This is a genomic window from Lysobacter xanthus (assembly GCF_047159895.1).
Genome location: NZ_BAAGAB020000005.1, coordinates 54562 through 76549, shown reverse-complemented (window position 1 = coordinate 76549; position 21988 = coordinate 54562). Strand labels below are relative to the sequence as shown.

Sequence of the window (21988 nt, the reverse complement as noted above, 5' to 3'; positions counted from 1 at the left end):
CGCGGGCCGGCGGCGCAACGTCCCGTGAATGCACCTGCCCACGCCCGCGCCGCCGACCGATCCCCTCCTGCAACGCCGGCTGGACGCCCGCCGCTGGCGACGGGCGTTCAACCTGTCGCTGGCGTCCGTGCTCGCACTGGTCGCGATCTATGCCGCGCAATCCACGTTCGACGTCGGCGCATGGACCGTGCGCCCGCATGCCGTCGACGGCCTGCGCGGCATCGCCACCGCGCCCTTGCTGCACGGCTCGGCCGCGCACGTGGGCAGCAACGCGCTCGGCCTGCTGGCGCTCGGCACGCTCACCGTCGCGCAGTTTCCGCGCGCGCTGGTGCGCACCGTCCCGCTCGCGTGGCTCGGATCCGGGCTCGCAGCGTGGTGGCTCGGCAGCGCGGGCTCGCAGCACCTCGGTGCGAGCGGCGTGGTGAACGGGCTGCTGTTCATGCTGCTCACGCTCGGCCTCGTCCGTCGCGACCGCCCGGCCATCGCCGCGGCGATGCTGGGCCTCTCGATGTTCGGCGGGATGCTGCTGTCGGTGCTGCCGCACGAGGCGGGCATCTCGTGGCAGTCGCACCTCGGCGGTGCGATCGGCGGCGTGCTCGGCGGGCTCTGGGGCCGCCATGCGGACCCGATGCCGCCGCGCGTGCGCTACAGCTGGGAGGACGAGGAGGAGGTCGACGCACCGGATGCCTTCGCGCTCGTCGAGCCGCCACCGGCGGCGCGCGACGCCGCGCGCGTCAGCTGGGGCTGATCAGCGCGTCGCGAGGTCCAGCGCGAGGCCCGTGAACAGCGCGAGCCCGACCCAGTGGTTGTGCAGGAACGCGCGGAAGCACGCGTCGCGCCCGCGATGCCGCGCGATGCGGAATTCCCAGACGACGAGCGCCACCGCCACGGCGAGCCCGGACAGGTAGGCGAGGCCGAGCGAGCCCATCAGCCCGACCGCGGCGAGCAGCACGAAGAACAGCGCGTACAGCACCGATTGCGCGAGAAGGTCGTGGCGCCCGAACAGGATCGCGGTCGACTTGCTGCCCATCCGCAGGTCGTCCTCCCGGTCGACCATCGCGTACCAGGTGTCGTACGCGGTCGACCAGACGATGTTCGCCGCGTACAGCGCCCAGGCGATCGCCGGTACGTCGCCGCGGATCGCCGCGAACGCCATCGGAATGCCCCAGCCGAACGCCATCCCGAGATACACCTGCGGGAAATAGGTATGGCGCTTGAGGTAGGGATAGCTCGCCGCGAGCACGATGCCGACGACGCTCATCAGCACCGTGAGCCGGTTCATCGTCAGCACGAGCCCGAACGCGACCAGCATCAGCACCGCGAACACGGCGAGCGCCTCGCGGCCGCGCACCGCGCCGGTGGCGAGCGGGCGGTGCTTCGTGCGCTCGACATGCGGATCGAGCCAGCGGTCGGCGTAGTCGTTGATCACGCAGCCGGCCGAGCGCGTGAGCCAGACACCGAGCGAGAAGACCACGAGGGTCCACAGCGGCGGGATGCCACGCGCCGCCAGCCACAGGCCCCACCACGTCGGCCACAGCAGCAGCAGCCAGCCGATCGGGCGGTCGCCGCGGACCAGCGCCCAGTACAGGCGCAGCCGGTGGCGGAGGTCGACGGGGGACGGAATGCGCATGGGGCCGGACGACTGCGGCGGTGCCGCGGCGCGACAGGATACCGGCGGCGCAGCGGAGCCCGTCCTTCACGCCGGCACGGCCCGGAGGCCGGCGAATGCGGCTAGAATGCCCGTCCCGCGCGGCCTGCCGCGTGCGGTTTCCACGCAATGCGCCCGTAGCTCAGCCGGATAGAGTAGTGGCTTCCGAAGCCATTGGTCGGGGGTTCGAATCCCTCCGGGCGCGCCATCTTCCTGTCGTCCACCGTGCCGCGCGGCGTGTAGGTCCCGGTCCGCCCGGGCAGGCATGCTCCGCGCATGACCCCGCCCCCCGACCCCTCGCCGTGGATGAGCGCCTACTACGCGCTCGAATGGCTCATCCGGCTGGCGATGCTCGCGATCGTGCCGCTGCGGCGCACGCCGGCCGCCGCGCGCAGCTGGCTGCTGCTCGCCTTCTTCCTGCCGCTGCTCGGGCTCGCACTGTTCCTGCTGATCGGCCGGCCGAGCTTCCCGCGCTGGCGGCGCCGGCGTTTCCGTCGTCTGTCGCCACGCATCGCGCGCGTGGCCGAGGCCCTGCGTGCGCGCGGCGAAGCCGGTGATGCGGCCACCGCCGCGCTGGTCGAGCGCATCGGCGGGTTTCCCGCGGTCGGCGGCCACGTGGTGGACCTCGTGGACGACTACGACGCGGTGATCGACCGACTCGTCGCCGACATCGACGCGGCGCGCACGCACGTGCGCCTGCTCGCCTACATCTTCGCCGACGACGACAGCGGGCAGCGTGTGATCCACGCGCTCGCCCGCGCGGTGCGTCGCGGCGTGGCCTGCCACGTGCTGTTCGACCCGGTGGGCTCGCGGCCGTGGGCCCGCAGTGTCCGGCGGCGCCTGCGCGAGGCCGGCGTCGACGCGCGCGCGGCGCTGCCGTTCCGGCTGGTGCGCGGACGCACGCGGCGCGACATGCGCAACCACCGCAAGCTCTTCCTCGTCGACGGCGCGGTGGCGTGGGCGGGCTCGCAGAACCTCGTCGACCGCGACTTCCGCGAGGGCGTGGTGAACCACGAGCTTGTCGCGCGCATCACCGGGCCGACCGTCGCCGCGCTGGAAGCGGTGTTCGCGCTCGACTGGGCGCTGGAGACGCGCCGGCTGCTGCCGCTCGCCGCGGTGCCGGAGGCGACCGGCAGCGCCGTGCTGCAGGCGCTTCCGAGCGGCGCCGATTACGCGATGCAGGGCTTCCTCACCCTGCTGGCCTGGCGCATCCACGCCGCGACGCGCGAAGTGGTGATCGTCACGCCCTACCTCGTGCCCGACGAATCGCTGTCCGGTGCGCTCCGCACGGCCGCGCTGCGCGGCGTCGACGTGCACCTCGTGCTGTCGGGCGTGGTCGACCAGTGGCTGGTGAACCTCGCGCAGCGGTCGTACTACGACGACCTCCTCGCCTGCGGCGTTCGCATCCACCGCTTCCGCGGCGGCCTGCTGCATGCGAAGAACGCAACCATCGACGGCCGCTTCGGGCTGCTGGGCTCGAGCAACGTCGACATCCGCTCGTTCCAGCTCAACGAGGAGATCTCGCTGCTGCTGCACGATGCCGACTGCGCGGCGCAGCTGCGCGCGATCCAGCAGCGCTGGATGGACGCCAGCGACGTGCTGGACCTTGCCGCCTGGCGCGCGCGGCCGCGCCTGCCACGGGTGGCCGAGAACGCAGCGCGGATGGTCAGCCCGCTGCTCTGAGCCGCGCCGACTGATCCGGGTCAAGGCGGGTTCGGGCCCGGGGTCGCAGACTGGCCCCCGTTCCCGCGTGCCGATGCCGATGACTGACACCCCGCCCCCGACCGAAGCCGACATCGCCCGCCTCGTGGATCGCTTCTACGAACGCGTGCAGGCGCATCCCACGCTCGGCCCGGTGTTCAACCCGGCGGTGCACGACTGGCCGGCGCACAAGGCCACGCTGGTCGACTTCTGGTCGTCGATCGAACTGAAGACCGGGCGCTACCGCGGGCAGCCGATGGCGATGCACCGGCCCCATCCGATCGAGGCCGCGCATTTCGCCGACTGGCTCGCGCTGTGGGAGGCGACCGCGAACGAGGTGCTGACCGCCGCGCAGGCCGAGCGGTTCATCGACCATGCGCGGCGGATCGCACGCTCGCTGATGTACGGCCTCGGGCTCGACGGCACGCGGCGCCCGCTCGGCCTGCCGTTCGCCGGGGACGGGCGATGAGCGAACGTGCGTGGCTCGCCGGCGCCGTGGCCGCGCTCGCGCGCGAGGCGGCGCGCTCGGCGGACACCCACCTGCTGCACCTGCGCCTGCCGGCGTATCCGGGCATCGACTTCTACTTCAAGGACGAGGCCTCGCATCCCTCGGGCAGCCTCAAGCACCGGCTCGCGCGGTCGCTGTACCTCTACGCGCTGTGCAACGGGCGGCTGCGCGAAGGCCAGGACGTCGTCGACGCCTCGTCCGGCAGCACCGCGATCTCCGAGGCCTGGTTCGCTCGCCTGCTCGGCCTGCGCTTCACCGCGCTGATGCCTTCCTGCACCGCGCCCGACAAGATCGACGCGGTGCGTGCGCTGGGCGCGGCGGTGGAACTCGTCGACGATCCCACCCGCGTGCGCGAACGCGCCTTCGAGCACGCCGAACGCGGCGCCTGCCACCTCGACCAGTTCGGCCTGGCCGAACGCGCGACGGACTGGCGCGGCAACAACAACATCGCCGAGTCGATCCTCGCCCAGCTCGCGCGCGAGCCGCATCCCCAGCCGGCCTGGATCGTCTGCGGCGCAGGCACGGGCGGCACGTCGGCGACGATCGGCCGCTACCTGCGCTACCGCGGCCTGGCCACGCGGCTGTGCGTGGCCGAGCCCACCGGCGGTGCGTTCGCGGTGGGCTGGCAGACACGCGATGCCGGCGCCCGTGCGACGCGACCGACCCTGATCGAAGGGATCGGCCGGCCGCAGGCCGAGCCGGGCTTCCTCTACGACATCGTCGACGAGGTGATGGAGATCGACGACGTCGATTCCGTCGGCGCGATGTGGCGGCTGCCGACCCTGCTCGGCGGTCGCTACGGCGGTTCGTCGGGCACGCATCTCGCGGCCTGCCTGCGGCTCGCGCGGCGCATGCGCGATGCGGGCGAGGCCGGCAGCATCGTCAGCCTGCTCGGCGATCGTGGCGAGCGGTATGCGCGCACGCTGTTCGACATGGAGTGGCTCGCGCGGCGCGGCATCGACCGCGACGGCGCGCTGGCACGGGTCGACGCGATGGTCGCGGGCTGAGGTTCAGGCCCCGGAGCCGTCGCGGCGCTGCAGCTCGCGCACCATGTCGGTGAGCAGCCTGAGCTGCTCCTCCTGCTGCTGCATGAGCACCGCGAGTTGCGCATCGCGCACCGCGTCGAGCTTCTCGTGCAGCGCCATGATCTCCATCTCCGCCTTGAGGTTGACCTCGTAGTCGTGCGCCGCGTCGAGGCGATCCTTCGCCGCCTGCCGGTTCTGGCTCATCATGATCACCGGCGCCTGCACCGCGGCGAGCATCGACAGCAGCAGGTTGAGGAAGATGAAGGGATACGGGTCGAACGGATGCCCGAGCACCTTCGTGTTGAGCAAGGCCCACGTCACGAGCGCGCCGGCGAACAGCAGGATGAAGGTCCACGAGCCGCCGAACTGCGCGACGCGGTCGGCGAGGCGCTGGCCGAAGGTCAGGTCGCCGGCGAACGCGGCATTCGTGTCCTGGCTCAGTACGCGGCGGCTCTCGGCGTGCTCGAGCACGCGCTGCTCGCCGCGCCGCAGTTCGTCGAAGCCGCGACCGAACCAGCGACGGGCGGCGTTGTCGTGATGGGAAGACGTCATGGCGTGGGCTCCGGGGCGATGCGCGCACTCTAGCGCCGTGGCATGGCCGCGACGCTGCGTCGCCGCGCGCAGCGCCCGTCGCCCGGCGGCGTCGCTAGACTTCCCGGGCCCGCAGGAGCCTTCGATGAACGCCGCCGAGCTCGTCCACGCCTACTACGACGCCTTCAACCGGGGCGACCGCGACGCGATGCTCGCGCTGCTCGCCGACGACGTCGCGCACGACCTCAACCAGGGGCCGCGCGAGACCGGGGTCGAGGCGTTTCGCAGCTTCCTCGCCCGCATGGACGCGAGCTACCGCGAGCGGCTGACGGACATCGTGGTGATGGTGGACGCCGGCGGCACGCGCGCGGCGGCGGAGTACGTCGTCCACGGCACGTACCTCGCCGACGACGCCGGCCTGCCGAAAGCGACGGGGCAAGCCTACGTGCTGCCGGGCGGCGCGTTCTTCGAGCTCCGCGACGGTCTCATCGCGCGCGTCACCAACTACTACAACCTCGGCGACTGGATCGCGCAGGTCGAGCGCGCATGAGCGCGTTGCGCCTCGAGACGCTGCACGGTGCGGCGATCGGCGCGCGTCTCGACGACCTGGCGCGCCTGCGCATCGAGGTGTTCCGGGACTGGCCCTACCTCTACGACGGCGATGCCGACTACGAGGCGCAGTACCTCGCCGCCTACCTGCGCAGCGCCGACGCGATCGCCGTAGTCGCGCTCGACGGCGACCGCGTGGTGGGTGCGTCGACCGGGCTGCCACTCGCCGACGAGGACCCGGCATTCCGCGCGCCGTTCGAAGCGGCGGGGATCGACCTGGCACGCGTCTTCTACTGCGGCGAGTCGGTGCTGCTGCCCGCGTACCGCGGTCGCGGCCTCGGCCATGCCTTCTTCGACGCGCGCGAGGCGCAGGCCCGCGCACTGGGCCGCTTCGACTGCACGGCCTTCGCGGCCGTCGATCGCGACGGGGCCGATCCGCGCCGCCCGGTGGACGCGCACGACAACGCGGCGTTCTGGTCCGGGCGCGGCTACGTTCGCCAGCCCGCGCTGTCGATGCGGCTCGCCTGGAAGGAAATCGACGCGCCGGTCGAGACCGACAAGTCGCTGACGTTCTGGCTGCGCCCGCTGGAACCCCACGCATGAAGGTGGCGGCCGCGAAATACGCGATCGGTCGTCCCGCCTCGTTCGACGACTTCGCCGCGCGGCAGCGCGCGCTGCTCGCCGAGGCCGCACGCGCCGGTGCGCGCATCGCGGTGCTGCCGGAATACCTCGCGCTCGAGCTCGCCGCGACGTTCGATGCCGGGATCGCATCGGACCTGCATCGCTCGCTCGGCGCGATCCAGCGCTACCGCGGGCCCTGGCTCGCGCTGTACGCGGACCTCGCGCGCGAGCTCGACCTCGTCGTGCAGGCCGGCACGTTCCTGCTCGACGCGGGCGACGGTCGCTACCGCAATCGCGCCGACTGGTTCGCGCCGGACGGTCGCCGCGGCGCGCAGGACAAGCTGCAGCTCACCGCCTTCGAGAAATCGACTGGCGTGATCGCGCCGGGTGACGCGCTGTCGGTGATCGCTATCGGCGTACGCGCCGGGATCGCGGTCTGCTACGACAGCGAATTCCCGCTGCCGGTGCGCGCGCAGGCCGAGGCCGGGGCGCGCCTGCTGCTGGTGCCGAGCTGCACCGACACCGCGGCCGGCGCGCGGCGCGTCGAGGTCGGCTGCCTGGCGCGTGCGCTGGAAAACCGCATGTTCGTGGCGCAGGCCGTCACCGCCGGCGAAGCGCCGTGGAGTCCCGCGCTCGACGTCAACACCGGCGAAGCGACGCTGTACGCGCCGATGGATCGCGGCTTTCCCGACGACGGCATCGTCGCGCGCACGCGCGGCGACCAAGCCTGGGCGATCGCGGAACTCGACGTCGAGGCGCTGGACGCGAGCCGGGCGCATGCCCAGGTGGCGAACGATCGCGACTGGCCCGCGCAGCAGGCCCCGGCCATCGTGCGCGCGCGGCTCGACGCCGGGCGCTGAACTCAGCGCATTTCGGTCGAGACGTCGAAGCGCTCGATGCGGCCGCCGAGCCAGCGCAGCATCAGGCCCACTTCGACCGCCAGCACCGCCGCGCCGACGACCGCCGCGATCGTGCCGGCCACCGGCCAACCGGCGAACAGGCGCAGCAGGAAGACGACGAGGCCCGACACCGCGGCCGCCGGCAGCAGGGCGATCACCAGCGCGAGCAGGTAGGCGCCGCCGAAGATCAGGCGCTGGCCCATGACGTCGATGCCGCCGCCGCGGCCGCTGCCGGACCAGCCCGGAAACACCAGCATCCCCGCGAAGGGCACGCACAGCATCAGCGCGCAGACCAGCGGCGCGACGAGCAGGACGGCGACGCCGCCGGCCACCATCACGCCCGGCGTCAGCCACGCGACGTCGGGCACGCGCACATACGCGCAGGCGGCCGCGAGCAGCAGCAGCGCCTGCACGCCGACGAGCATCGCGACCGGCGCGAGCAGTTGCCCGAGCGCGATCTGCCAGCCGCGCAGCGGCGTGGCGCGGAGCACGTCGAGATGGTCGAGCGAGCGCCGCAGGCGGCCTTGCGCGATCATCGGGCCGACGAAGCCGCTCCAGCCGGCGATGGCGAGTGCGCCGACGCCCACCACCTGCAGCAGCACCGGCGCGGCCGGCAGCCGTGCGATCCACTGCGTGCCGGCGACGATCACGACGGCGGCGATCACCGCGCTGCGCAGGCGCCACAGCGGACCCGCGGCGAGCAGGTCCTTCCACAGGAAGGCGATCGGCGCGAAGCCCTGCGGCGCGAGCACGAACGGCGCCTTGCGCGCGCGCTTCGGGCCGTTGCCGATGCGCATGCGGCCCTCGCGCATCGCGCGCACCGTTTCGGTGCGCCGCTTCGCCTGTGCGATCGAGGCCTCCTCGAAGGAGACCTGCGCGGCCACCACCCAGGCGTAGTGCAGCAACAGCAGTGCCGCCGCCACGGGCGCGGCCTTCAGGAAGACGGTCGAGGACGTGGCGAAGATCGGTGCGACCAGTGCCCGGAACGGGGCGAGCACCCAGTACGCCGGGCCGGAGCCGAGCGCGCTGCCGACATAGGTCGCGAGCCCGCGCAGGTCGACGAGGTCGGGCGGCGGCGCATGCGCGCACGCCCATGCGATGCAGGCCGCGGCGAGCAGCACGGCGAGCGCGAGTGCGCCGGCGCGGCGCCAGGCGGGGCGCACGCCGAGGTCGAGCAGGCGCTCGCGGGTGAACGAGGCGCCGAGGAAATGCAGGCGCAGCGTCGCCGCCATCAGCCACAGCGCGGTGGCGTACTGCAGCGGGTTGATGCCCATCGCGCGGCCGCGGCGCAGCAGCAGCGAGATCAGGAACACCGAGACGAACAGCACGAGCTGCGCGCGCAGCACGCTGAAGTGGATGAGCCCGGTGCGCGTGATCGGCGCCGGGAACAGGAACGAGGTCTCGGCTTCGGAGAAGCGCAACGCCGCGCGGTCGCTCGGGAAGATCCACGCGGAGAACGCCACCACGAGCAGTCCGAGCGCGCCCAGCGGCACCGCCACCTGCGCGAACTCCGGCGGCAGGTGCATCAGCCGCGGCGTGCCGCGCGCGCCCGACAGCATCGGGCGCAGCATGAAGAAGTACAGGTAGGCCGCGCCCGCGAGCGCACCGACGAGGTATTTCGGCTGCTTCAGCCGGCGCAGGCGCTGGCGCACCAGGCCGAGGACCGTCGTGGCCTGCAGGTAGACGAGCGCGCGGACGACGCTCATGCGCGGGTCGCGTCCGGCGTGTCCTCGGTCGCGAGGAAGAACACGTCCTCGAGCGTCGCGCCGTCGCCGGCGAACCGCGCGCGGATCTCCGACACGGCGCCGTCGGCCATCGAGCGGCCGTCCTTGAGGATGAGCAGGTGCGTGCAGACCTCCTCGACCAGGTCGAGCAGGTGCGAGCTGAGGATGATCGCCGCGCCCTGTGCCGCGAGGCTGCGCATCACGTCCTTCATCCGGCGCATGCCGCGCGGGTCGAGGCCGGTCAGCGGCTCGTCGAAGATCACCGCCTTCGGGCCGTGCAGCAGGCCGCAGGCGATCGCGAGCTTCTGCTTCATGCCGCGCGAGAGCTCGCCCGGCAGCAGGTCCTGCTTGTCGGCCATCTCGAGGTCGGCCAGCAGCGACTCGCCGCGCGCCTTGTAGTCGGCCACGCCGTACAGGCGGGCGACGAAGGCGAGGTGCTGGGCGACGGTGAGGTAGTCGAACAGCCGCGGCTCGTCGGCGATGAAGGCCATCGTGCGCTTGGCGCCGACCGGATCCGCGCCGAGGTCGATGCCGCCCAGGCGGATCGTGCCCTGCGTGGCCGGGATGATGCCGGCGACGCAGCGCAGGGTGCTGGTCTTGCCGGCGCCGTTGGGGCCGACCAGCCCCATCACCTCGCCCGGGCGGACGCTGAAGGACAGGCTGTCGACGGCGGTGAAGTCGCCGTAGCGCTTGGTGAGTCGTTCGACTTCGATCATGGCCGTTCACGCAGGGAGGCGCGGCCATTGTGGACCCGGGCGCGCCGCCTGCAACGGCCCGTTGCATCCGTCGACCGGCCCCGGGCGGGCGCGGCGCTAGGCTGGCCCACCGCCCGGAGCCCGCCATGATCGAACTCGTCATCCCCGCCCGCCGCAAGGATCTCGGCGGCTTCGAGGTCGGCCGCGTGCTGCCGTCCGCGCGCAGGCGGATGGTCGGCCCCTTCGTCTTCTTCGACCACATGGGCCCGGCCGATTTCGCGCCCGGCCTCCCGCGCGAGGTCGACGTGCGGCCGCATCCGCACATCGGCCTGTCGACGCTCACCTACCTGCTCGACGGCGAGATCATGCATCGCGACAGCGTCGGCTCGGCGCAGCCGATCCGCCCGGGCGAGGTGAACTGGATGACCGCCGGCCGCGGCATCACGCATTCCGAGCGATTCGAGAAGGGCCGCCGCGAGGGCGACCGGCTGGACGGCCTGCAGGCCTGGGTCGCACTGCCGGAGGCGGACGAGGAGACCGATCCGGGCTTCGCCCACTTCGACGCGGGCGACCTGCCGGCCTTCGGCGAGGCCGGCGTGCAGGGGCGGCTCGTCGCCGGCCACGCGCTGGGTCTGGTGGCGCCGGTGCCGGTGCATTCGCCGCTGTTCTACCTGCACCTCGAGCTCGCCGACGGCGCGCGGTTCGCGTTGCCACCCGATCATCCCGACCGCGCGCTCTACGTCGCGCGCGGCTGGGTGGAGGTCGACGGGCAGGTGTTCGGCGTCGGCCAGATGCTGGTGCTCGCCCCGGGCCGGGCGGCCACGCTCGCCGCGCGCGGGGCGGCAACGGTGATCGCGCTCGGCGGCGAGCCGCTGGGCCCGCGTTTCATCGAATGGAACTTCGTGTCCTCGCGCAAGGCGCGTATCGAGCAGGCCAAGGCCGACTGGCGCGCGGGGCGGATGAAGCTGCCCGACCTCGACCACGACGAGTTCATTCCGCTGCCCGACGACCCGCCGCCGCCGCCGAACCCGATGTCCTGAGCCGCATCGGGCGCACCGGCGCGCCGTGCGCGCCGGGCCCGGTGATAAACTGCGCTGCCCGGGGCCGTCGCGATGCGGCGCGCCTCGTTCCGACCCCAACCCGGCCCCGCGCGCCCCGGCGCGCCCAAGGTGGATCGTGCGCAATTACGACCTCGTGTTCCTCAAGAAATTCTCGATGCTGATCGGCTTCCTGGTCGTCATCATGATCGCCCTCATCCTGGCGGCGCTGTACGTCAACGGCGCGCTGCCGCACGAGCGCGACCCGGCGATGAACCGCGTGGTCGAGGACCGCATCGCGCCGGTCGGCGCGGTCTACGCGGGCCAGACCGGCGCCGCGCAGCAGGCCGCGGCCTCGGCCGCAGCCGCCGCGGCCGCCGCCTCGCAGGTCGCCTACGGCGGCACGAAGGACGGCTCGGTGATCTTCGGCCAGCTCTGCTCGGGCTGCCACGGCTCGGGCGCCGGCGGCGCGCCGACGCTCGACCACGCGCACTGGGATGCGCGCATCGCGCAGGGCAAGGACACGCTGCACAAGCACGCGATCGAGGGCTACCAGGGCTCGGCGGGCGTGATGCCGGCGAAGGGCGGCAACCCGTCGCTCACCGACGAGCAGGTCATCGCCACGGTGGACTGGATGCTCGCCAACCTGAAGTAAGCGCACCGCGCGCACCGCTTCGACGCCGCCTCCGGGCGGCGTCGTCGTTTCCACACCCCGCCGCGTAGGCTGCGCCGATGCCGACTCCCGCCTTTCCCGCCCTTCCGCCCGGTGGCGTCGCCACGCTGATGCTCGACGGCCCCGCCGGCCCGCTCGAGGTCGCCGTCGACACGCCCGAGGCCGGCGTCGCGCCGCGCGACGTGGTCGCGATCGTCTGCCATCCGCTCTCCACCGAGGGCGGAAGCCTGACCAACAAGGTGGTGACGATGGCGGGCCGCGCGCTGCGCGAGCTCGGCGCCACCACGGTGCGCTTCAACTTCCGCAGCGTCGGCCGCTCGGCCGGCCGCTTCGACGACGGCGTCGGCGAATCCGACGACCTGCGCGCGGTGGTCGACTGGGTGCGCCGCGAAAAGCCCGGGGCCGCGCTGTGGCTGGGCGGCTTCAGCTTCGGCGCGTTCGTCTCGCTGCGCATGGCCGACGCGCTGCAGCCCGCGCTGCTGTTCTCGATCGCGCCCCCCGCGGGCCGCAGCTGGGATTTCGACCACCTCGGCCTCTACACCGGCCCGTGGTTCGTGATCCAGGGCGAGGCCGACGAGATCGTCGCGCCCGTGCACGTCTACGACTGGCTGCAGCGCCTCGGCGACCTGCGCCAGCCGCCGACGCTGATCCGCCTGCCCGGCGCGAGCCACTTCTTCCACGGCCGGCTGATGGACCTGCGCCAGGCGATGAAGGACGGCGTGCAGGCCGAACTGCCGGCGTTCGCCGCGGGCGCCGGCGCATGAGCGAGGCGCGCAGCCCCTCGCAGCGCTATGCCGACGGCGTGGCGCGCGGCGACTGGCAGTTCGACCCCGCCCAGCAGCCCGCGCTCGCCGAACTCGACCGCCTGCAGGCCGCGCTGCTCGATCCGCCGAAGCCGGGCCTGTTCGATCGCCTGCAGGGCAAGCGCCCGCCCGCGCCGCGCGGCCTCTACCTGTGGGGCGGCGTCGGCCGCGGCAAGACGTTCCTCATCGACCTCTTCTTCGAGTCGCTGCCGTTCGCGCAAAAGCAGCGCACGCACTTCCACCGCTTCATGCGCGACGTGCACGAGGCGCTGCGTCGCCACGCCGGCGCGAGCGACCCGCTTTCGATCATCGCGAAGGAGTGGCGCGGGACCCTCCGCGTTCTCGTGCTCGACGAGTTCTTCGTCAACGACATCGGCGACGCGATGCTGCTCGGCCGCCTGCTCGAACGGCTTTTCGCCGAAGGCGTCGCGCTGGTGACCAGCTCCAACACCGCGCCGCCGAACCTCTACAAGGACGGCCTGCAGCGCGAGCGCTTCCTGCCGGCGATCCGCCTGCTCGAGGCGAACACCACCGTGCTCCTCCTCGACAGCGCGACCGACTACCGGCTCCGCGCGCTCACCCGCTCACCGGTGTACCGCGCGCCGCTCGACGCGCAGTCCGACGCATGGCTCGCGCAGCGCTGGCAGGAACTTGCCTGCCAGGCGCCGGTGCCGCATGCGCCGCTGCACATCGAAGGCCGCGACATCCCGGTGCGCGCGCGCATCGAAGGCCATGCCTGGTTCGACTTCACGGCGCTCTGCGAGGGCCCGCGCGCGGCGAGCGACTACATCGAGATCGCGACCGAGCACCACACCGTGCTGGTCGGCGGCATTCCGGCGCTGGACGACACGCGCGGCGACGCGGCGCGGCGCTTCGTGCACCTCGTCGACGAGTTCTACGATCGCCACGTCAACCTCGTCTGCACCGCCGATGCCGACCCGACGCGGCTCTACCGCGGCGACCGCCTCGGCGGCGCGTTCGAGCGCACCGCCTCGCGGCTGATCGAGATGCAGTCGGCCGAATACCTGGCGCTCGAGCACCGCGGCTGAGCGCCGACGGTGCGCGATGATGCCGACGCGCCGATCAGTGCAGGCGCGGGCGACGGCTGCGCAGCACGGTCTCGTCGACCCAGCCGAGCATCGCGTCGTCGCTGTCCCAGCCGTCGGCGAAGTGGTCGCGCAGCAGGTCGTCGTCCTGCGCGAAACCGCCGGCGGCATCGAAGCGCGGCGTCGCGGAGGCGAGAGCGGAAGTGGTGATCGGCATCGGTTCCATCGGTGCATTCCCCGTCGTGGTGACGCGACGCTAGGCAGGCGCTTTTCAAACGCAGGTGAAGAAACCCGCCGATGCGTTCCGGCGCTGCGTCGCCGTTCAGCGAACGCACGCGGTCGCGTCAGGGCAGCGGCGCACACACGGCCGCTTGTGGGGCTCGTTTAACCTGCGCCGGTGATCCGACCCGCCCCGCTCTGCCTGCTCGCGCTCGCCGGCGCCGCCCAGGCCACCCCGCCGTCCGCACCCGACCCCGCCACGCTCGACCGCGTGCAGGTCATCGCCACGCGCGCGCCGCGTGCGATCGATCGCACGCCCGCCGCCGTCTCGGTGCTTCAGGGCGACGCGCTCGACACCACGGGCAACGGGGCGACGCTGTCCGAAAAGCTCGCCGGCGTTCCCGGCGTGCTCGCACGCACCCGGCAGAACTGGGCGCAGGACGAGCAGATCTCGATCCGCGGCTTCGGCACGCGCGCGAGCTTCGGCATCCGCAGCGTGCGCCTCTACGTGGACGGCATCCCGGCGACGATGCCCGACGGACAGGGCCAGGTCTCGCATTTCCCGCTCGGCGACGCCGCGCGCATCGAAGTGCTGCGCGGGCCGTTCGCCGCGCTCTACGGCAACGGCGCAGGCGGCGTCGTCCAGGTCTACACCGAGGACGGCGGGGCACCCGATCGCCTCGGCGTCCAGGCGTCCGTCGGCAGCTTCGACACGTGGCGCATCGGCGCAAACGCGCGCGGTGCGGTAGGCGACGTCGACTACGCGATCGGAGCCTCGCGCTTTTCGACCGGCGGCTTCCGCGCGCACAGCCGCGCGACGCGCACCGGCGTCAACGCGAAGCTCGCGCTGCCGGTGGCCGGCGGCCGGCTGACGCTGCTCGGAAACGTCTTCGATTCCCCGGACGTGCAGGACCCGCAGGGCCTCACGCGCGAGCAGGTCGAGGCCGATCCGCGCCAGGCGAGTGCCGGCGCGCTGCGCTTCGATGCGCGCAAGTCGGCGCGGCAGGTGCAGGTCGGTGCGGTCTTCGAGCACGACGGCGGCCTGCGGCTGCTCGCCTACGGCGGCCGCCGCCGCGTCGGGCAGGTGCTGTCCACGCCGCCCGAGGCGCAACGCAGCCCGCTCAGCCCCGGCGGCTGGGTCGACCTCGATTCGCCCTTCATGGGCCTCGACGCGCGGTATTCGATGCGCACCGGTCTCGCCGGCCGGCCGTTCGATCTCGTGCTCGGGCTCGACGTGCAGTCGCAGCGCCAGGCGCGCACGGGCTACGAGAACTTCGTCGGCACCACGATGGGCGTGCGCGGCGCGCTCCGGCAGCGCCAGGACGATCGCGTGCAGTCGGTCGATCCCTACCTGCAGGCCACGTGGGACGTCTCGCCCGCGTGGAGCGTGAGCGGCGGCGTGCGCGCGAGCCGGGTGACGTTCCGCTCGCAGGATCGCTACGTCACCGCGACCAATCCCGACGACAGCGGCCGCGTGCGCTACGCCGCGGTCTCGCCGGTCCTGGGCGCGACGTGGCGGGCGATGCCCGGCGTGTCGCTGTACGCGTCGGCGGGCCGCGGCTTCGAGACGCCGACGTTCAACGAGCTCGGCTATCGCAGCGACGGCGGCAGCGGGCCGAACTTCGTGCTGCAGCCGATGCGCTCGCGCAATGCCGAACTCGGCGCGCGGATCGAGCGCGGCGGCGTGCGCGGCGAGCTCGCGCTGTTCGAATCGGACACCCGCGACGAGCTGGTGGTGAACACCAGCAGCGGCGGTCGCACCTCGTTCCGCAATGCCGGCCCGGCGCGGCGCCGCGGAGTCGAGGCGGCGCTGCGCTTGCCGCTCGGCGAGCGCTGGCGCCTCGATGCGAGCGGCACGTGGCTCGACGCGGAATTCCGCTCGGCGTTCGCCAGTTGCGTCGGCACCGCCTGCCGCACACCGGCGACCGTGCCCGCCGGCACGCCACTGCCCGGCGTGCCGCGTGCGCAGGCCTTCGCCGCGCTGCGCTACGGCGGCGACACCGGCGCGCAGGCGCAGCTGGACGTCCAGCACGTCGGGGGCGTCGGCGCGACCACCGCGGGCGACGTGCGCACCGCGGCCTACACGCTGGTCGGCGCGAGCCTCGGCTGGCGCGTGCGTCGCGCGCACGAGCACGGTCGCCTGTTCGCCGGCGTGTCGAACCTGTTCGACCGTCGACACATCGGCTCGGTGATCGTCAACGACGCCAACGGCCGCTACTTCGAGCCGGGCGCCGGACGCGCGTTCACGCTCGGCGTCGAGTGGAACTGGGGCGACTGAGCCTCACGCACGTGGAACACCGCGGCGGTCGCGGGCGGCTACGATTCCGGCATCCCCTCCGGAGCCTTCGCCGATGAAATCCCGTGCCGCCGTCGCCTTCGCCGCGGGCGAACCGCTCCGCATCGTCGAGATCGACGTCGCCCCGCCGCGCGCGGGCGAAGTTCTGGTGCGCATCACCCACACCGGCGTCTGCCACACTGATGCGTTCACGCTGTCGGGTGAGGATCCCGAAGGCCTGTTCCCCGTCGTGCTCGGCCACGAGGGCGCGGGCATCGTCGTCGAGGTCGGCGAGGGGGTCACCTCGGTGAAACCCGGCGACCACGTCATCCCGCTCTACACCGCCGAATGCGGCGAATGCCTGTTCTGCAAGTCGAACAAGACCAACCTCTGCGTCGCCGTGCGCGCGACGCAGGGCAAGGGCGTGATGCCCGACGGCACCTCGCGCTTCAGCTACGAAGGCCAGCCGCTGTACCACTACATGGGCTGCAGCACCTTCAGCGAGTACACCGTCGTCGCGGAGGTTTCGCTCGCGAAGGTGAACCCGGACGCGAACCCGGAGCACGTCTGCCTGCTCGGCTGCGGGGTCACCACGGGCATCGGCGCGGTGCACAACACGGCGAAGGTGCAGGAAGGCGATTCGGTCGCGGTGTTCGGCCTGGGCGGCATCGGCCTCGCCGTGATCCAGGGCGCGCGGCAGGCGAAAGCGGGGCGCATCATCGCGGTCGACACCAATCCCTCGAAGTTCGACATGGCGAAGCAATTCGGCGCGACCGACTTCGTCAACCCGAAGGACCTCGACAAGCCCGTGCAGCAGGTGATCGTCGAGATGACCGGCTGGGGCGTCGACCATTCGTTCGAATGCATCGGCAACGTGCAGGTGATGCGCGCGGCGCTCGAATGCGCGCACCGCGGCTGGGGCCAGAGCGTGATCATCGGCGTCGCAGGCGCCGGGCAGGAAATCAGCACGCGGCCGTTCCAGCTGGTGACCGGTCGCAAATGGATGGGCACGGCCTTCGGCGGCGTGAAGGGTCGCAGCCAGCTGCCCGGCATGGTCGAGGACGCGATGCGCGGCGACATCGAGCTGGCGCCCTTCGTGACGCACACGATGCCGCTCGACGACATCAATCGCGCCTTCGACCTGATGCACGCGGGCGAATCGATCCGCAGCGTGGTGCACTTCTGATGCAGCGCATCGAACGCCACGCCTCGTTCGGCGGCTGGCAGGACGTCTACGAGATCGAGTCGTCGACGCTCGGCACGCGCACGCGCGTCGGCGTCTACCTGCCGCCGCAGGCGATCGCCGGGCCGTGTCCGGTCGTGTACTGGCTGTCCGGCCTGACCTGCAGCGAGCAGAACTTCATCACCAAGGCCGGGGCGCAGCAGCATGCGGCCGAACACGGGCTGATCCTCGTCGCGCCCGATACGTCCCCGCGCGGCGAAGGCGTCGCGGATGCGGACGGTTACGACCTCGGCATCGGCGCCGGCTTCTACGTGGATGCGACGCAGGCGCCGTGGGCCTCGCACTACCGCATGCACGACTACGTGGTGCGCGAGTTGCCGGCGTGGGTGGAGGCCAACTTCCCGGCGAGCGATGCGCGCGGCATCAGCGGGCATTCGATGGGCGGCCATGGCGCGCTGGTGTGCGCACTGCGCAATCCGGGGCGCTACCGCAGCGTGTCCGCGTTCTCGCCCATCGTGGCGCCGTCGACGGTGCCGTGGGGCGAGAAGGCGTTCGGCGCCTACCTCGGCGGCGACCGCGCGGCCTGGCGCGAGTGGGATGCCTGCACGCTGGTCGCGAGCGCGACCGAACGCCTGCCGTTGCTCGTCGACCAGGGCCTGGCCGACGAATTCCTCGAAACGCAGCTGAAACCGGACCTGCTGCGCGCCGCGTGCGAAGCGGCCAGCCATCCACTCGACCTGCGCCTGCAGCCCGGCTTCGACCACAGCTACTACTTCATCGCGAGCTTCATCGGCGAACACCTCGCGCACCACGCCGAAATGCTTCGCAGCTGACCGTGCCGTGCAACGCGGACCTCGCCGGCCGCGCGGAACCGTCGCCTCAGGGCGACGGCACGTGCACGCCGCGGCGCATGAGCCGCAGCACGCCGTAGATCAGCACCAGCACGCCGAGCGAGATGGCGATCGCGCGCCACTCCTCGGGCTTCAGCGTGGTGCAGATCGCCGCCATGATCGCGAAGCCGACGACCGGCATCAGCGCCCCGCCGGGCATGCGGAACGGTGCGCCGCGTTCGGCCACGCCCTGTCGCTGCAGTTTCCACGCACCCAGCGCGACCGCCGCGTAGACGATGCAGATGGCGCCGCCGGAGACCGCGGCCAAGGCGTCGAACGTACCGCCGACCGCGAGCAGGCAGGCGATGCCCGCATGCGTCAGCAGGCCGAGCAGCGGAACGCGGTAAGTGGGGCTGGCGCGGCCGAACACCGCCGGGAGGTAACCGTCGCGGCCGAGCGCGAACAGCAGGCGCGAGGAGCCGAGCAGGTTGCCGAGCAGGAAACCGGCCATCGAGACGCAGGCGGTGGCCAGCAGCAGCGTGCGCCCCGCGGAGAAGAGCTTGCCGGCCGTGTCGGCGATCGGGACCTCACTGGTCGCGAGCGCGCTGCCGAGCACGCCCTGGCCGACGATCTGCAGGCCGAGGTAGATCGCCACCACCAGCAGGATCGCGACGATCGTCGCGCGCGGCACCGTCTTCGCCGGATCGTCGAATTCGCCCGACGGCACCAGCGCCGTTTCGAGCCCGGAGTAGGCGAACATCACCAGCACCAGCGAGCCGCCGAGCGCGGCGAGCGAGGGCACGTCGCCGGGGTTGAAGCTGATCTGGCTCCAGTCCACGAAGGGCAGCCCGAGCAGCACCAGCAGCACCAGCGGCGCGAGCTTGACGCCCGCGAGCGTCGCCACCGCGCGCGAACCGAGCTTGACGCCGAAGGCATTGAGCACGAACAGCAGGCCGTAGGTGCCGAAGATGAGCGCCTTGCGCGCGACCGGCTCGCCCATCGCGGGCGCGAGGTTGGCGACCTGCTGCGAGAACGAGGCCGCCACGGCCGCGCTCGACGCGACGTGGCTGATCCACATCAGCGCGCCGACCACGAAGCCCACGAACGGGCCGAATGCGACGGAGAGGTAGGTGTACGGCCCGCCGGTCGCATGCGTGCGGCTGCCCGCGGCGGCGAAGCACAGTGCGATCGGGATGATCGCGAACGCGCCGACGATCAGCGACAGCGGCGCGGCGATGCCGACATCTGCGGCGAGCGCGCCCGGCATGCGGAAGATGCCGCCGCCGATGGTCGAATTGACGATCGCGGCGGCGAGCACGAGCGTGCCGATCGCGCGGACGAGTGCGGCGTCGCCCTGCAGCGGGCGCGGGGAGGAAGGCGTCGTGGGCACGGTCAGGCCGATGAATGGAATCTGCGCGCAGCGTCGCATGACGGGGCGGCCCTGTGCAGCCGTCGGGCCGGAAAGCTGGAGTAGCATCGATGGCCCTCTTTTGCCGGATGCCTCCATGCGCGTCGCCGTCCTGACCGCCGCCCTCCTCGCGGCGCTCGCCGTTTCCGCGTCGCCGGCACGGGCGGCCGCGCGTCCGGAGGTCGACGCCGCCGCACGCGCGGTGCAGTCGCAGGTCGTCGCCTGGCGTCGCGACTTCCACCAGAACCCCGAACTCTCGAATCGCGAGGTGCGCACGTCGGCGAAGGTCGCCGAGGCGCTGCGCGCGATGGGGCTGAAGCCGCGCACCGGCATCGCGAACCACGGCGTGGTCGCGGTCATCGAAGGCGGTCGGCCGGGCCCGAAGCTCGCCCTGCGCGCCGACATGGACGCGCTGCCCGTCGCCGAGCGCGTGGACGTGCCGTTCGCCTCGAAGGTCACCACGCAGTTCAACGGGCAGACCACCGGCGTGATGCACGCCTGCGGCCACGATGCGCACACCGCGATCCTGCTGGGCATCGCGCAGTCGCTGATGAAGATGCGCAAGGACCTGCCCGGGCAGGTGATGCTGGTCTTCCAGCCGAGCGAGGAGGGCGCGCCGGGCAACGAGAACGGCGGCGCCTCGCTGATGCTGGAGGAAGGCCTGTTCCGCGACTTCAGGCCCGACGCGGTCTTCGGCCTGCACGTCTTCTCCTCGATCCAGGTCGGGAAGATCGGCGTGCGCCCGGGCCCGGAAATGGCGGCGTCCGACCGTTTCGCCATCACCGTGAAGGGCCGGCAGACGCACGGCTCGCGGCCATGGGGCGGCATCGACCCGATCGTGACCGCGGGCGAGATCGTCACCAGCGCGCAGTCGATCGTCGCGCGGCGCACCGACATCGCGAACCTGCCCGTGGTGGTGAGCTTCGGCGCGATCCACGGCGGCATCCGCTACAACATCATTCCCGACGAGGTGTCGATGATCGGCACCATCCGCACCTTCGACGAAGGCATGCGGCAGAAGGCGTTCGCCGACCTCAAGAACGTCGCCGCGCACGTCGCCGCCGCGCACGGCGCGACGGTCGAGGCGAACGTGCCGGACACGAAGGGCAATCCGGTCACCTACAACGACCCGGCGCTGACCGCGCGCATGCTGCCGAGCCTCAAGGCGGTGGCGGGCGATGCGAACGTCTTCGAGCCGCCGCTGCAGATGGGCGCCGAGGATTTCTCGTACTTCGCGAAGGAAGTGCCGGGCCTGTTCTTCTTCGTCGGCGCCACCAGCGAGGGCATCGATCCCGCCACCGCGCCGGGCAACCACTCGCCGGAGTTCAGGCTGGACGAGCAGTCGCTCGACGTCGGCCTGCGCGCCATGCTGCAGGCCACGCTCGACTACCTCGAGGCGCCCGGGGCATGAGCGAGACGACGATTCCGCTCGGCCGCCACGTCGACTATCCGTCGACCTACGATGCCTCGCTGCTGTTCCCGATCGCACGCGCGCAGGGCCGCGAGGCGATCGGCGTCGCGATGCCGCTGCCGTTCGCCGGGCACGATCGCTGGCATGCCTACGAGCTGTCGTGGCTCGACGCGCGCGGCAAGCCGCACGTGGCCACCGCGACGATCTGCGTGCCGGCGGACACGCCGCACCTGGTCGAATCGAAGTCGCTGAAGCTCTACCTGAACTCGCTCAACGGCACCGTCTTCAACGGCTACGACGAGGTGCGCTCGCGCATCGCGCGCGACCTGTCGCAGGCCGCGGGCGGCGAGGTGACGGTGACGTTCGGCCTACCGCCGGTGGATCGCCGCCGCCCGGCGACGCTGCTCGACACGCTCGAAACCGACATCACCTGCTACGGCCCGCCCAATGCACGCCTGCTCGGGGTGGATGCCACGCGCGGCATCGTCGAGGAGACGCTCACCAGCGAACTGCTCAAGTCGAACTGCCCGGTCACCGGCCAGCCCGACTGGGCCCGGCTGACCGTGGCCTATCGCGGTCCGGCGATCGACCATGCCGCGCTGCTGCGGTACATCGTCTCGTTCCGCGACCACTGCGAATTCCACGAGCAGTGCGTGGAGCGCGTCTTCGTCGACCTCATGGCGCTGGCCGCGCCGACGATGCTGTCGGTCGAGGCGCGCTACACGCGGCGCGGCGGCCTCGACATCAATCCCTGGCGCGCAACGCCGGGCACCGCGGCGCCGCCCGCCGCCCGCGACGAGCGGCAATGACGGAAGCGGCGGTTCACGGCGGGCTAGCGCCGCCTTAACGGGCCCGGTGCGACGGTGGCGACATCCCTGAGAGGTGGATCGCCATGAGCCCGCAGACTCCCGATTTCTCCAACGTGCGCAGCGGCACCTCGTCGGTGCCCGCGTCGGCGCCCGACTTCTCCAACGTCCAGAGCGGCACCAGTGCGGTGTCCGGCAGCGGCGGCACCGGCGGTGCCGCGGACGTGCGCCACTACACCGTACAGAAGGGCGACACGCTCTCCCACATCGCCCGGCATTTCTACGGCAAGGCGAGCGCCTGGCACGCCATCTTCGACGCCAACCGCGACCAGCTCGAGGATCCGGACCGGATCCGGCCGGGCCAGGTGCTCGTCATTCCTTCCCACAACGACTGAC

23 protein-coding genes and 1 tRNA gene are annotated in these 21988 nt (G+C 72.3%); 18 read left to right on the top strand and 6 right to left on the bottom strand.

Annotated elements, in window-relative coordinates; genetic code table 11:
* The first annotated feature begins 28 nt into the window (after positions 1–28).
* Positions 29–748 (top strand): rhomboid family intramembrane serine protease, encoded by a 720-nt coding sequence (locus tag ACY35P_RS03425; RefSeq protein ID WP_462114424.1) that lies wholly within the window; start codon positions 29–31, stop codon positions 746–748.
* On the opposite strand, the gene ubiA is transcribed toward ACY35P_RS03425, so the two are convergent.
* Positions 749–1630 carry a 4-hydroxybenzoate octaprenyltransferase gene (gene ubiA, locus ACY35P_RS03420; protein ID WP_462114423.1) on the bottom strand — a complete coding sequence of 294 codons (882 nt, stop codon included), beginning with the start codon at positions 1628–1630 and terminating at the stop codon, positions 749–751.
* Positions 1631–1779: 149 nt separating this feature from the next.
* Between ubiA and ACY35P_RS03415 the strand changes: the two genes are divergently transcribed.
* The 4 genes from ACY35P_RS03415 to ACY35P_RS03400 all read left to right on the top strand — a co-directional run bounded on the left by ACY35P_RS03415 (position 1780) and on the right by ACY35P_RS03400 (position 4864).
* Positions 1780–1856, top strand: a tRNA-Arg gene (locus ACY35P_RS03415).
* A gap of 68 nt (positions 1857–1924) precedes the next feature.
* On the top strand, positions 1925–3331 hold the full coding sequence (gene cls / locus ACY35P_RS03410; RefSeq protein WP_462114422.1) for a cardiolipin synthase: 1407 nt from the start codon (positions 1925–1927) through the stop codon (positions 3329–3331).
* A gap of 79 nt (positions 3332–3410) precedes the next feature.
* Positions 3411–3818 carry a group III truncated hemoglobin gene (locus ACY35P_RS03405; protein ID WP_462114421.1) on the top strand — a complete coding sequence of 136 codons (408 nt, stop codon included), beginning with the start codon at positions 3411–3413 and terminating at the stop codon, positions 3816–3818.
* Entirely contained in the window at positions 3815–4864 is a 1050-nt protein-coding gene (locus ACY35P_RS03400; protein ID WP_462114420.1) for a PLP-dependent cysteine synthase family protein, read from the top strand. The genes ACY35P_RS03405 and ACY35P_RS03400 overlap by 4 nt, the downstream gene beginning before the upstream one ends.
* 3 nt (positions 4865–4867) lie before the next feature.
* Here ACY35P_RS03400 and ACY35P_RS03395 read toward each other — a convergent pair whose 3' ends face one another.
* The gene (locus ACY35P_RS03395; RefSeq protein ID WP_462114419.1) at positions 4868–5434 is read right to left on the bottom strand and encodes a DUF1003 domain-containing protein; all 567 of its coding nucleotides are present in this window, start codon (positions 5432–5434) and stop codon (positions 4868–4870) included.
* A 124-nt stretch (positions 5435–5558) separates the two neighbouring features.
* Between ACY35P_RS03395 and ACY35P_RS03390 the strand changes: the two genes are divergently transcribed.
* From ACY35P_RS03390 to ACY35P_RS03380, 3 genes are read left to right on the top strand one after another with little or no spacing between them, the layout of a single operon-like run.
* On the top strand, positions 5559–5963 hold the full coding sequence (locus tag ACY35P_RS03390; protein ID WP_462114418.1) for a ketosteroid isomerase-related protein: 405 nt from the start codon (positions 5559–5561) through the stop codon (positions 5961–5963).
* Positions 5960–6565 carry a GNAT family N-acetyltransferase gene (locus ACY35P_RS03385; protein WP_462114417.1) on the top strand — a complete coding sequence of 202 codons (606 nt, stop codon included), beginning with the start codon at positions 5960–5962 and terminating at the stop codon, positions 6563–6565. Before ACY35P_RS03390 ends, ACY35P_RS03385 begins: the two co-directional genes overlap by 4 nt.
* A complete protein-coding gene (locus ACY35P_RS03380; RefSeq protein WP_462114416.1) occupies positions 6562–7443 on the top strand; it encodes a carbon-nitrogen hydrolase family protein in 882 nt (293 codons plus the stop codon). The genes ACY35P_RS03385 and ACY35P_RS03380 overlap by 4 nt, the downstream gene beginning before the upstream one ends.
* Before the next feature lie 2 nt (positions 7444–7445).
* On the opposite strand, the gene ACY35P_RS03375 is transcribed toward ACY35P_RS03380, so the two are convergent.
* Positions 7446–9188: a putative ABC exporter domain-containing protein gene (locus tag ACY35P_RS03375; protein ID WP_462114415.1), complete on the bottom strand. Its 1743-nt coding sequence runs from the start codon at positions 9186–9188 to the stop codon at positions 7446–7448.
* On the bottom strand, positions 9185–9922 hold the full coding sequence (locus tag ACY35P_RS03370) for an ABC transporter ATP-binding protein (RefSeq protein ID WP_462114414.1): 738 nt from the start codon (positions 9920–9922) through the stop codon (positions 9185–9187). The genes ACY35P_RS03375 and ACY35P_RS03370 overlap by 4 nt, the downstream gene beginning before the upstream one ends.
* 125 nt (positions 9923–10047) lie before the next feature.
* On the opposite strand from ACY35P_RS03370, the gene ACY35P_RS03365 reads away from it, so the two are divergent.
* The 4 genes from ACY35P_RS03365 (at position 10048) to zapE (ending at position 13463) form a co-directional block, all read left to right on the top strand.
* Positions 10048–10941, top strand: coding sequence for a pirin family protein (locus ACY35P_RS03365; RefSeq protein WP_462114413.1), 894 nt, complete (start codon positions 10048–10050; stop codon positions 10939–10941).
* Between the two features lie 136 nt (positions 10942–11077).
* Positions 11078–11593: a c-type cytochrome gene (locus ACY35P_RS03360; RefSeq protein WP_462114412.1), complete on the top strand. Its 516-nt coding sequence runs from the start codon at positions 11078–11080 to the stop codon at positions 11591–11593.
* Positions 11594–11670: 77 nt separating this feature from the next.
* Positions 11671–12375 carry an alpha/beta hydrolase gene (locus tag ACY35P_RS03355; protein ID WP_462114411.1) on the top strand — a complete coding sequence of 235 codons (705 nt, stop codon included), beginning with the start codon at positions 11671–11673 and terminating at the stop codon, positions 12373–12375.
* Positions 12372–13463, top strand: a complete 1092-nt coding sequence (gene zapE, locus ACY35P_RS03350) for a cell division protein ZapE (RefSeq protein ID WP_462114410.1) — start codon at positions 12372–12374, stop codon at positions 13461–13463. The genes ACY35P_RS03355 and zapE overlap by 4 nt, the downstream gene beginning before the upstream one ends.
* A 34-nt stretch (positions 13464–13497) precedes the next feature.
* Here the strand turns inward: zapE and ACY35P_RS03345 are convergent, their stop codons facing one another.
* On the bottom strand, positions 13498–13686 hold the full coding sequence (locus ACY35P_RS03345; protein ID WP_462114409.1) for a hypothetical protein: 189 nt from the start codon (positions 13684–13686) through the stop codon (positions 13498–13500).
* A gap of 171 nt (positions 13687–13857) precedes the next feature.
* Here ACY35P_RS03345 and ACY35P_RS03340 point away from each other — a divergent pair, with 171 nt between their 5' ends.
* The 3 genes from ACY35P_RS03340 to fghA all read left to right on the top strand — a co-directional run bounded on the left by ACY35P_RS03340 (position 13858) and on the right by fghA (position 17970).
* Complete coding sequence (locus ACY35P_RS03340) at positions 13858–15957, top strand: TonB-dependent receptor family protein (protein WP_462114408.1); 2100 nt, start codon at positions 13858–13860, stop codon at positions 15955–15957.
* Between the two features lie 73 nt (positions 15958–16030).
* Positions 16031–17140: an S-(hydroxymethyl)glutathione dehydrogenase/class III alcohol dehydrogenase gene (locus ACY35P_RS03335; protein ID WP_462114407.1), complete on the top strand. Its 1110-nt coding sequence runs from the start codon at positions 16031–16033 to the stop codon at positions 17138–17140.
* Positions 17140–17970 (top strand): S-formylglutathione hydrolase, encoded by an 831-nt coding sequence (fghA, locus tag ACY35P_RS03330; protein ID WP_462114406.1) that lies wholly within the window; start codon positions 17140–17142, stop codon positions 17968–17970. Before ACY35P_RS03335 ends, fghA begins: the two co-directional genes overlap by 1 nt.
* 46 nt (positions 17971–18016) lie before the next feature.
* On the opposite strand, the gene ACY35P_RS03325 is transcribed toward fghA, so the two are convergent.
* Positions 18017–19396: an APC family permease gene (locus ACY35P_RS03325; protein ID WP_462114405.1), complete on the bottom strand. Its 1380-nt coding sequence runs from the start codon at positions 19394–19396 to the stop codon at positions 18017–18019.
* Between the two features lie 76 nt (positions 19397–19472).
* On the opposite strand from ACY35P_RS03325, the gene ACY35P_RS03320 reads away from it, so the two are divergent.
* The 3 genes from ACY35P_RS03320 (at position 19473) to ACY35P_RS03310 (ending at position 21987) form a co-directional block, all read left to right on the top strand.
* Positions 19473–20786 carry an amidohydrolase gene (locus ACY35P_RS03320; RefSeq protein WP_462114404.1) on the top strand — a complete coding sequence of 438 codons (1314 nt, stop codon included), beginning with the start codon at positions 19473–19475 and terminating at the stop codon, positions 20784–20786.
* Positions 20783–21595, top strand: a complete 813-nt coding sequence (gene queF / locus ACY35P_RS03315; RefSeq protein WP_462114403.1) for an NADPH-dependent 7-cyano-7-deazaguanine reductase QueF — start codon at positions 20783–20785, stop codon at positions 21593–21595. The genes ACY35P_RS03320 and queF overlap by 4 nt, the downstream gene beginning before the upstream one ends.
* A gap of 83 nt (positions 21596–21678) precedes the next feature.
* Positions 21679–21987, top strand: coding sequence for a LysM peptidoglycan-binding domain-containing protein (locus ACY35P_RS03310; RefSeq protein ID WP_462114402.1), 309 nt, complete (start codon positions 21679–21681; stop codon positions 21985–21987).
* The last annotated feature ends 1 nt before the right edge of the window (position 21988 follow it).